Source organism: Caldimonas tepidiphila (assembly GCF_003569765.1).
GTDB lineage: Bacteria > Pseudomonadota > Gammaproteobacteria > Burkholderiales > Burkholderiaceae_C > Caldimonas > Caldimonas tepidiphila.
The window spans coordinates 20,201-30,579 of sequence record NZ_QXMG01000071.1 but is presented as its reverse complement, the minus strand read 5'-3'; the positions used below and the strand labels follow the sequence as shown (position 1 = coordinate 30,579).

At 71.4% G+C, this 10,379-nt stretch carries 9 protein-coding genes; 2 read left to right on the top strand and 7 right to left on the bottom strand.

The features are described 5' to 3' along the window. The 3 genes from D3A59_RS22295 to D3A59_RS22285 all read right to left on the bottom strand — a co-directional run. On the bottom strand, positions 1 to 501 hold a 501-nt coding region (locus D3A59_RS22295), incomplete at its 3' end, for a FecR family protein (RefSeq protein WP_157991646.1). 449 nt (positions 502 to 950) lie between these two features. After that, complete coding sequence (locus tag D3A59_RS22290; RefSeq protein WP_119157524.1) at positions 951 to 2,324, bottom strand: HlyD family type I secretion periplasmic adaptor subunit; 1,374 nt, start codon at positions 2,322 to 2,324, stop codon at positions 951 to 953. Beyond that, positions 2,321 to 4,486 (bottom strand): type I secretion system permease/ATPase, encoded by a 2,166-nt coding sequence (locus D3A59_RS22285; protein WP_119157523.1) that lies wholly within the window; start codon positions 4,484 to 4,486, stop codon positions 2,321 to 2,323. The genes D3A59_RS22290 and D3A59_RS22285 overlap by 4 nt, the downstream gene beginning before the upstream one ends. A gap of 258 nt (positions 4,487 to 4,744) precedes the next feature. Here D3A59_RS22285 and D3A59_RS22280 point away from each other — a divergent pair, with 258 nt between their 5' ends. Beyond that, entirely contained in the window at positions 4,745 to 5,059 is a 315-nt protein-coding gene (locus tag D3A59_RS22280) for a hypothetical protein (protein WP_240636173.1), read from the top strand. Between the two features lie 58 nt (positions 5,060 to 5,117). Here D3A59_RS22280 and D3A59_RS22275 read toward each other — a convergent pair whose 3' ends face one another. The 3 genes from D3A59_RS22275 to D3A59_RS22265 all read right to left on the bottom strand — a co-directional run bounded on the left by D3A59_RS22275 (position 5,118) and on the right by D3A59_RS22265 (position 8,439). Next, on the bottom strand, positions 5,118 to 5,657 hold the full coding sequence (locus D3A59_RS22275; protein WP_119157521.1) for an adenine phosphoribosyltransferase: 540 nt from the start codon (positions 5,655 to 5,657) through the stop codon (positions 5,118 to 5,120). 38 nt (positions 5,658 to 5,695) lie between these two features. After that, positions 5,696 to 6,307 (bottom strand): histidine phosphatase family protein, encoded by a 612-nt coding sequence (locus D3A59_RS22270; protein ID WP_119157520.1) that lies wholly within the window; start codon positions 6,305 to 6,307, stop codon positions 5,696 to 5,698. Between the two features lie 134 nt (positions 6,308 to 6,441). Next, positions 6,442 to 8,439 (bottom strand): monovalent cation:proton antiporter family protein, encoded by a 1,998-nt coding sequence (locus tag D3A59_RS22265; protein ID WP_119157519.1) that lies wholly within the window; start codon positions 8,437 to 8,439, stop codon positions 6,442 to 6,444. A gap of 83 nt (positions 8,440 to 8,522) precedes the next feature. Here D3A59_RS22265 and D3A59_RS22260 point away from each other — a divergent pair, with 83 nt between their 5' ends. Beyond that, positions 8,523 to 9,527: a KpsF/GutQ family sugar-phosphate isomerase gene (locus tag D3A59_RS22260; RefSeq protein WP_240636172.1), complete on the top strand. Its 1,005-nt coding sequence runs from the start codon at positions 8,523 to 8,525 to the stop codon at positions 9,525 to 9,527. Positions 9,528 to 9,614: 87 nt separating this feature from the next. Here the strand turns inward: D3A59_RS22260 and D3A59_RS22255 are convergent, their stop codons facing one another. After that, positions 9,615 to 10,364, bottom strand: coding sequence for a helix-turn-helix domain-containing protein (locus D3A59_RS22255; RefSeq protein ID WP_119157517.1), 750 nt, complete (start codon positions 10,362 to 10,364; stop codon positions 9,615 to 9,617). Positions 10,365 to 10,379: the final 15 nt, after the last annotated feature.

Sequence of the window (10,379 nt, the reverse complement as noted above, 5' to 3'; positions counted from 1 at the left end):
GGTGGTCAGTGCGGTGTCGGTCTCGTCGAGGGTGACGTCGGCCGAGCCGAGGACGGCGGGGGCATTGGACCTCCCAGGGCTTCCTGGAGCTTCTCCTTGTGCAATCGATCCCGTCCCGAACTCCACCGGCGCCGCCCGTTCCATCAGGGCCGCGCGGGTGGACGCCCCCGCCTCCACGGTCTCGACGATGCGTTCCACCCGCAGTGCCGGCGCAGCCGCGCCGCCCACCGCCGCCACGCCGGCCGCCGGCACCGCCTGCGGATCGCTCGATTCCAGGGCCTGGATCACGCGATCGATCTCGTTGTCCGGCTTCGGCTCCGCCTTCGCCACCGCATCCCGCTGGATCTCGACGATCCCGTCCTGCTGCGTGAGGATCACGTCACCGAGTTTGATGTCATCACCGACGCGCAGCACTCGCGTGCTGCCGTCCGGCAGTCGCAGCTGCGCCTGCCCCGAGATGCTGGTGACCTTGCCGGGTTCGAGGGTGGTGATGACGGGCACGAGGAATCCTTCCATGAGGCAGCGAGGACGCGCCGCGCTCGGGGAAGGCCGCGCCTATGCTGCGCCCCCCGAGCACGCCACGCCGTCACCATAAAGCGGTTTATTGCAGTGTATTCTTGTGTAGCATTATGTTTCAAGAAGATGCGTGCAGTAATGCCTGCCTTCTTGAGGTTGATTGGGGTAAACGCGTCCCCCGCTTATGGGAGGGATGCGTGGGAGATGCGCCATGCCTCGCGCGTTTGTGGTGCCTGGTAGCTCGATGGCAATCGAGGTCGCAAGGAGCGAGCACCGCCCGCCACGGTCGTCCGCAGGGCATGAGGTGCGGGAATGCGCACCGCTTGCAGCGGCCCTGGGCCACACGGTCCTGTCCCCGAGGAGCTTCGCTGCTGGCTCGCTTCGAGCACCTCGCAGCTGCGGGCCGCACGCGTTCGTGCAGCCCGCCGCCGGATTCACCGCTCGGTGAGGGCGTAGGCCTTGCCGCGCAGCACGGGCTTGAGCAGGTATGACAGCACGGTCTTCTTGCCGGTGAGCACGTCCACCTCCGCCGTCATGCCGGGGATGATCGGCATCTTCTCGCTGAGCTGCGGCTTCTGGGTGCGCACACGCACCATGTAGAAGGCGTTGCCCTTCTCGTCGACCACGGTGTCCGGGCTGATGTTCTCCACCGTCGCCTCGAGCCCGCCGTAGATGGCGAAGTCGTAGGCGGTGAACTTCACGATGGCGCTCTGCCCGGGGTGGATGAAGGCGATGTCCTTCGGGGCAATGCGCGCCTCGAGCACCAGCGCGTCGTCGAGCGGCACCACCTCCACGATGTCGCGGCCAGGCTGGACCACGCCGCCGACCGTGTTGGCGAGCAGGCGCTGGACGCGGCCGCGCACCGGCGACTTGACCAGGGCCTTGTCCACCTTGTCGTCCAGCGCGACGCGCCCTTCGCCGAGCGCGTTGATGCGGCCCATCACGTCCGCCAGTTCCTTGCGCGCATCGTTGCGGAAGGACTGCTCCGTCTCCTGGATCTTGCGCTGCGCCTCGCCGATGGCGGCCTGCACTCGCGCGATCTGCGCGCCCGCCTGTTCGACGTCGCCGCGGTACTTGCTGATGTCGCGCTCGAGCCGCAGGATGTCGATCTCCGAGACGGCGCCGCTGCCCAGCAGCGGCCGGGTCTTGGAGAGCTCCTGCTGCGCGAGGTCCAGGCCGCGTTCGGCGGCGGTGCGGCGCGAGCGCATCTCGTTGAGCTCCTGCTCGCGCTGCGCGAGCTGCTGCCGCGCGATCGACACCAGCGTGGCCAGCTCGGCGTGGCGCGACTCGTAGAGCCGGCGCTCCTCCTCGACGATGCGGCGCTGCTCGGCGTCCTGCGCCGCCGGCGGCTGGAACACGCTGCCCTCGGCGATGGCGCGCAGCCGGCGCTCGCGCGCCGTCAGCGCGAAGCTCTGCGCGGCGTTCTCGCGCACGCCGGATGTCGCGCGCGTCTCGTCGATGCGCAGCAGCAGCTGCCCGGCCTCGACCACCTGGCCCTCCTGCACCAGGATCTCGGAGACCACGCCGCCGTCGAGCGACTGGATCACCTGCAGCTGCTTGGACGGGATGACCTTGCCTTCGCCACGGGTGATCTCGTCGATGCGCGCCAGCGAGGCCCACAGCAGCAGCAGCGCGGTGACCGCCACCGCGGCACGCACGATCTTGCGCGCGCGCTGGCTGTGCGCGCGTGCCAGCACGGCCTCGGCCTCGAACTCGAAGCCGCGAGTGCGATCCCTGTCCGGCGCAAGCGGCACGGGAGCGAGGGGCTGGACGCCGGAGGGGGGAGTGGACGGGTTCGGGTTCATCATGCCGCCTTGCTGATGCGGCCCGCGGCGAGCGCCTGCAGGATCTGCTCGCGCGGACCGTCGGCCACGACCTTGCCTTGATCGATCACGATGACTCGCGTCGCCAGCGGCAGCAGCGAGGTCCGGTGGGTGACGAGCAGCATGGTGCGCTCGCGCGAGAAGCGCGCGAGCTGCTCGGTCACATGGGCCTCGGTCGAGTGGTCCATCGCGCTGGTGGGCTCGTCGAGCATCAGGATCGGTGCGTTGTGCAGCACCGCGCGGGCAATGCCCACGCTCTGTCGCTGCCCGCCCGAGAGCGACTCGCCGCGCTCGCCCACCGGCATGTCGTAGCCGCGCGGATGGCGGTTCACGAACTCGTCCAGGCCCGCCATCTCCGCCGCCGCGATGACGGCGGCGTCGCTGGCGTGCGGCAGGCCGAAGGCGATGTTGTCGCGCATCGAGCCGAAGAACAGGGTCACGTCCTGCGACACGTAGCCGATGTTGCGCCGCAGGTCGGCCGGGTCGAGCTGGCGTTGGTCGATGCCGTCGATCAGCACCGTGCCCTCGGAGGGCGGGTACAGCCCGAGGATCATCTTCTGGATCGTGCTCTTGCCCGAGCCGACCTTGCCGATGAAGGCGACGCGCTCGCCGGCAGCGATCCTGAAGCTCACGCCGTTGAGCGCGCTGTCCTCGCGGCCAGGGTAGGTGAAGTGGACGTTGCGGAACTCGATCTCGCCGCGCAGCTCGCCGCGGTGCGTGAAGCTGCGGTCGGCCGGGCGCTCGACCGGCTGCGCCATGATGCGATCCAGCGACTCGAGCGCGGTGCGCGCGCCCTGGTACTGCATCAGCAGCCCGACGATCTGGCCGGTGGGCGCGAGCGCGCGGCCGCTGAGCATGCTGGCGGCGATGAGCGCGCCCATCGTCAGCTCGCGCTGGCTGATGAGGTAGACGCCGATCACGATGATCGAGATGCTGGCGAGCTGCACCAGCCAGTTGGTGGTGCTGGCCGCGCCCGAGGACAGCCCCCGCATGCGCACCGTCATGCCGGCGAGGTAGGCGTTGGTGCGCTCCCAGCGCGACTGGATCACGCTCTCGGCGCCTTGCGTCTTGACGGTCTCGATGCCGGTCAGCGCCTCGACCAGCGTGGCGTTGCGCAGCGCCCCGGCCTGCCAGGTGGCCTGCGAGAGCTCGTGCAGGCGCCGCTGCAGGACCCAGCCGACCACCGAGATGACGACGAAGGCGATCACCGGCGGCAGCGCGAGCCAGGGCGAGAGCCAGGCCATCACGCCGAGGAAGATCAGCGCGAACGGCAGGTCGACGAGGGCGGTGACGGTGGAGGAGGCGATGAAGTCGCGCACCTGCTCGAAGCCGCGCAGGTTCGAGGCGAAGGAGCCGACCGCGGCAGGACGGTGCGCGAGCTGCATGCCGAGCACGCGCTCCATCAGCGTGGCGGAGATCTGCACGTCGATGCGCGCGCTCGCCTCGTCGACGAAATGGCTGCGCAGGCTGCGCATCAGCAAGTCGGCGCTCACCACCAGCCCGATGCCGATGGCCAGGGCCCACAGCGTCTCGACGGCGTGGTTCGGCACCACGCGGTCGTAGACGTTCATCGAGAAGATCGGGAACGCGAGCGCGAAGACGTTGATCAGCAGCGCGGCCCACAGCACGTCGCGGTAGACCTGGCGCTGCGACAGCAGCGCGCCCCAGAACCAGTGCCCGCTTGCCGTGGCGCGGACCGCCGGGGTGCGCTCGTCGAAGCGCAGCTGCGGCCGCACGAACAGCGCGAGGCCGGTGTAGCGCGCCGCCAGCTCCTCGGCGCCGAGCCGCACCTTGCCGGAGCCGGTCTCGGGCAGCAGCACGTCCCAGCCCCCGTCGGCATGGCGCCCGAGCAGCACGCAGGCGCGCTCGTCGGCAAGCAGCGCGATGGCCGGCAGCGCCGCGGCGTCGATCTCCTGCAGCGCGAGCCGCTGCAGTCGGCAGCTCATGCCGGCGCGGGCCGCGGCACGCTCGACCGTGGAGAGGCCGAGCCGTCCCTCGTCGTCGAGCGGCAGCCCCGCCGCGAGCGAAGCCCGGGAGGCACTGACGCCGTGCAGATGGCAGACCTCGAGCAGGCAGTCGAGCAGCGGGCTCGGATGGATCAGGTCTTCACGCAGGCGCGTGGTCGAGGCAGTGCTGAGGGTTCGCATCAGGCATCAGGTCGGAGGCAGGCGCGCGGAAGTATCGTTGAGCCGGCGGCCCGGCAGGCCCGGAGCCGATGCACGGGAGGCGAATATGTCCGATATTTCGCGACCGGGCGGACGCGCCGCCTGCCGGCGGCCCTTGCGGTGCGGCCCCGTGAACAATTGCCGACCCCGGTGTTTCGAGGTGGGCCGCGCGGCGAGGGCGGACGGCTCCGTCCTACAATCCCCCGCATGCCTTATGTCTTGCGCCTCGCAGATGGCCGGGTGGCCAGCTTGCACCGGGACCCGGAGCCGGGGAGTGAATTCCTGCCGCCCGAACATCCGGAGGTGCTCGACTTCCTCGGCCGGGACGCTGCCAGCGGCTTCGCGAAGCTCGACGCCGAGCTCGTGCGCGTGCTCGAGGATCTGATCGACGTGCTGATCGCCCGCCAGGTGATCCGCATCACCGACCTGCCGGCCGAGGCCCAGAACAAGCTGTTCGCGCGCAAGAACTTCCGCGAACGGCGTTCGTCCCACGCGCTGCGCCTCTACGGCGACAGCGAGGACGGCATCCTGCCGACCGGACTGGTGGAGCTGTAGCCCAGGGGGCGACGCGGCGCCTGCATGTGCCGTCGCCTGCCTGCCCCCGGGGCGCGGCTCAGTGCCCCTCGAAGGACACCAGCGTGTACAGCGGCAGGCCGGCGGCGCGCAGCTTGTCGGCACCGCCGAGCTCGGGCAGCTCGACGATGCAGGCGCCCTCGACCACCTCGGCGCCCAGGCGCTGCAGCAGCCGCATGCCGGCCATCATCGTGCCGCCGGTGGCGATCAGGTCGTCGATCAGCACCACGCGGTCGCCGGGCTTGACCGCGTCGGTGTGCAGCTCGACGGTGGCGCTGCCGTACTCGAGCTCGTAGGTCTCCTCCACCGTCGTGAACGGCAGCTTCCCCTTCTTGCGGATCGGCACGAAGCCGACGTTGAGCTCGTAGGCGAGCACCGAGCCGATGATGAAGCCGCGCGCGTCCAGCCCCGCGATCACGTCCGGGCGGGTGTCGAAGTAGCGGTGCACGAACTGGTCGATCAGCACGCGGAACACGCGCGGGTTCTGCAGCAGCGGCGTGATGTCGCGGAACTGCACGCCGGGCTCCGGCCAGTCGGGCACCGTGCGGATGTGGCTCTTGATGTAGGTGGTGGTTTCCATGCGGGAAGAGGCAAAGGGGAGGGGGCGCCCGGGCGGTGTCACTCCGCGAAGCGCGCGCGGGCCCGGATTGTCGTGCCGTCGCGGCCCGACGCGATCGCCAGCGCCTCGCCCATTGCGGGAATTTCGCCGCTCAATGCGGTGATGTTGACCTGGTGCGTGACCCAGACCTCGAAGCGTCCCGGGCCGATCGCCGCGAGCGCCTCGCGCAGCGCCGCGCTCTGCCGCGGCTCCGAGCTGCGGTCGTCGAAGAAGGAGTCGAGCGCTGCCCACGGCTCGACCGCGCCGAAGGCCAGCCGCGCGGTGTCGAGGCAGCGGCACCAGCGGCTCGAGCGCACCGCCGCCGGCCGCAGCCCCTGCGCGGCGAACCACTGCCCGATGCGGCGCGACTGCTCGCGGCCCGCCTCGCTGAGATTGCGCTGCGTGGCGCAGGCCTCCAGCCGGAAGCCCGGCGGGTCCCCGGTGCCGGGCACCGTGCGGGCGTGGCGCAGCAGCAGCGCCGTTCCGCCTTCGCGCAGCGCGGCGGCGAGCTCGGGCGTCGCCGCGCGGAGCCGGCCCGGCAGTACCTGCGCCAGCGCGCCGAGGCCTGCGAGCAGCAGCAGGCGCCGGCCGGGCCGTGCGGCGACGGCGGGACGCGGTGAGGGAGGGTGCATGCGGGTGAAATTACACCGGCCGCCACGCCCCTGCTGCGGCGAGGGTGCTGGCCCGCCTGCCGGGGGCGTTCGCCCGCTCCGGTGCGGCCCCGGCCGGGTCGGCATCCCTCCCCGTGCGGCGCTGCGGCGAAGTCTCAGCCGTTGAGCAGCTTGTTCTCGGCGCGTGCGAGCAGCTCGGGCCGGCCCGACAGCACCAGCGTGTCGCCGCCCTGCAGCAGCAGCTCGTCCGAGGGCTGCACCACCGCGCCATTGGCGCGGCGCAGCGACACCGGGACCACGCCGAGCGCCTGCAGCGTCGCGTCGCCGAGCGTGCGCCCGACGCCGCGCGCGGCCATCGGCAGCGTGACGGTGTGCAGCCGCGTCTGGTCGCGCTCCTCGGCGGTGTCGTCGTCGGCGCCGTGGAAGTAGCCGCGCAGCAGGCTGTAGCGCGCGTCGCGCTGCTCCTGCACGACGCGGATCACGCGCCGCATCGGCACGCCGACGAGCGCGAGCACGTGCGAGGCCATCATCAGCGAGCCCTCGATCGCCTCGGGCACCACCTCGGTGGCGCCGGCGGCCTGCAGGTGCTCGAGGTCGGTGTCGTCGATCGTGCGCACGATCACCGGCACCTGCGGCGCGTGCTCGCGCACGAGGTGCAGGATCTTCAGCGCCGAGGGGCTGTCGTGGTAGGTGACGACCACCGCGCTGGCGCGCGCGAGGCCCGCGGCCATCAGGCTCTGCAGCCGCGCCGCGTCGCCGAACACCACGCTCTGGCCCGCGGCGGCGGCCTGGCGCACGCGGTCCGGGTCGAGGTCCAGCGCCATGTAGGGGATGTGCTCGCTCTCGAGCAGCCGCGCGAGGTTCTGGCCGCTGCGGCCGTAGCCGCAGATGATGACGTGCCGGTCGGTGTTGATCGCGCGCTTGGCGATCTGCGTCATCGCCACCGACTGCATCAGCCAGTCGCTCGCGGCCAGCCGCATCACGATGCGGTCGCTCCACTGGATCAGCAGCGGCGTGGCGAGCATCGTCAGCACCATCGCCGCGAGCACCGGGCTCTGCAGCTCGGGCAACACCAGCCCGTGCGACGTGGCGAGGTTGAGCAGCACGAAGCCGAACTCGCCGGCCTGCGCGAGATACAGGCCCGTGCGCAGCGCCACGCCCGGCGTCGCGCCGAAGGCCCGCGCGAGGAAGGCGACGAGCCCGAACTTGAACAGCACCGGCAGCAGCGCCAGCACCAGCACCAGCAGCCACTGGTCGAGCACCAGCCGCCAGTCGAGCAGCATGCCGATCGTGATGAAGAACAGGCCCAGCAGCACGCTGTGGAAGGGCCGGATGTCGGTCTCGACCTGGTGCTTGTACTCGGTCTCGGCGATCAGCATGCCGGCGACGAAGGCACCGAGCGCGAGCGACAGCCCCGCGTGCTCCGTGATGTAGGCGAGACCGAGCGTGATCAGCAGCAGGTTGAGGATGAAGAGCTCGTCGCTCTTGCGCCGCGCCACGAGCGTCAGCCACCAGCGCATCACGCGCTGCCCGCCGAGCAGCAGCACGCCCAGCAGCGCTGCGGCCTTGAGCAGCGCGAGGCCGAGGTCGCGCGCCATGTCGCCGCTGCTCTGGCTCAGCGAGGGGATCAGCACCAGCAGCGGCACCACCGCGAGATCCTGGAACAGCAGCACGCCCATCACGCGGCGTCCGTGCTCGCTCTCGAGCTCGAGCCGCTCGGACATCATCTTCACGACGATCGCGGTGCTGCTCATCGACAGCGCCGCGCCGAGCGCGATCGCCGTCGGCCACTCCAGCCCCCAGTCGCGGCCCCACAGCGCCAGCAGCCACGACACCGCGCCGTTGACCGCCAGTGTCGCGAGGATGGTCAGCAGCACCTGCGCCAGCCCCAGGCCGAACACCAGGCGGCGCATGCTCCTGAGCTTGGCGAGGTTGAACTCGAGCCCGATCACGAACATCAGGAAAACCACGCCGAACTCGGCGAGGTAGCGGATGCCGTCGGAGTTGGCCGCCAGCGCCAACGCGTTCGGCCCGATCAGGATGCCGACCACGAGGTAGCCGAGCATGGGCGGCAGCTTCAGCGAGCGGCAGGCCACCACGCCGAGGACGGCGGCCAGCAGGTAGAGCAGGGTCAGTTCGAGGGTCGAGGCCATGGGGGATGTTGTGGGCGAGGCCGCGGGCCGCCGCGGTGCGCCGCCTAGAATCTTTCGATCGTAAACGACCCAGGTCCCGCCCCGTGCCGTCCACCGTCCCTTCCGCTCCTCCCGGCTTCGATGCGTCACGCGCCGTCGCGCTCGCGCGCGAGGCGCTCGACATCGAGGCGCGCGCGCTGCAGCTGCTGCAGGCCCGCCTCGGCGAGTCCTTCGTGCAGGCCATGGCGCTGATGTTGCGCTGCGGCGGCCGCGTGGTGGTGATGGGCATGGGCAAGAGCGGCCACGTCGGGCGCAAGATCGCCGCGACGCTGGCCTCCACCGGCACGCCGGCGATGTTCGTGCACCCGGCCGAGGCGAGCCACGGCGACCTCGGCATGATCACCGCGCAGGACCTGGTGCTCGCGATCTCCAACTCCGGCGAGAGCGACGAGCTCAACGCGATCCTGCCGGTGCTCAAGCGCCTGGCGGTGCCGCTGGTGGCGCTGACCGGCCGCGCCGGCTCGTCGCTGGCGCGCCACGCCGACGTGGTGCTCGACACCTCGGTCGAGAAGGAGGCCTGCCCGCTGAACCTCGCGCCCACCGCGAGCACCACCGCGCAGATGGCGCTCGGCGACGCGCTGGCGGTGGCGCTGCTCGACGCGCGGGGCTTCCGCGCCGAGGACTTCGCGCGCTCGCACCCCGGCGGCGCGCTCGGCCGCAAGCTGCTCACGCACGTACGCGACGTGATGCGCACCGGCGACGCGGTGCCGCGCGTGCGGCCCGACACCGGCTTCACCGCGATGATGCGTGAGATGAGCCGCAAGGGCCTGGGCGCGACCGCGGTGGTCGACGCCGACGATCGCGTGCTCGGCATCTTCACCGACGGCGACCTGCGCCGCCTCGTCGAGCGCGGCGAGGACCTGCGCGCGCTGTGCGCGGCCGACGCGATGCACCGCAGTCCGCGCACCGTGCGCGAGGACGCGCTCGCGGTCGAGGCCGCCGACCTGATGGAGCAGGCGCGGATCACCAGCGTGCTGGTGCTCGACGGCGAGGGGCGGCTCGTGGGCGCACTGAACTCCAACGACCTGATGCGCGCGAAGGTGATCTGAGGCGCCGGCGGCCCCCGGTCGCCCGCACCAGCGCCTCCCCGGGGGCGAGGCAGCGTCCCGGGGCGGCTCGGCAATGCTGCCTCGGAGCTACAGCGGCGCGTCCGGGTCGCGCCGCATCTCGCGCACTGCGGCGAACTGCCACGAGCGCATGCCGATCACGAGCGTGTAGGGCCGGCGCTGCGCCGCGGCGAGCTTCTGGTCGGCGAGGTGCTGCTGCGCGAAGTCCTGGCCGATGCGCTGCAGCCGCTCGACGAAGCCGGGTGCGGCGCTCGCGCCGATCGAGCCGTGCACCAGCAGCAGCAGCTCGCCCTCGCCGTCGAAGCCGCCGCCGTAGTAGTCGTGCACCACCTGCTCGCGGAAGTAGCGCATCACCGGCCCGTGCGGCCGCCAACGGAAGCCCTTGGCGACCTTGAGCCGGTAGCGGTTGCCCGCGCGCAGCTCGATCACGCCGAGCCGGTCCAGCTGCAGCAGGTGCTTCACGCACTCCGCCTCGGTGAAGCGGTAGCTCGCCAGCATCTGCTCGAAGGTCCACTGGCTGACGCAGCACAGCGCTACCAGCAGCAGCCCGCGGTCGGCGACCACCGCCTGCTCTTGCTCGAGCGTCAGCTCCTGCGCGAGCGGCTGGCTCGCGACCACCTGGCGCGCCAGCTCCGCGAAGTCGGTCTTCAGCACGCGGCAGATCTCGTCGATGCGCACGAGCGGCATGTCGCCCCTGGCGAACATGCGCTTGACGCTCGACTCGGCCATGCCGAGCTCGCGCGCGAGCGTGGCGTAGGTGAGGCCGGCCGCCTTCAGCTCCGCCTTCAGCGCGCGGATCAGGTCGAGGGTGGTGCTCATGGCCGATGGTAGCGC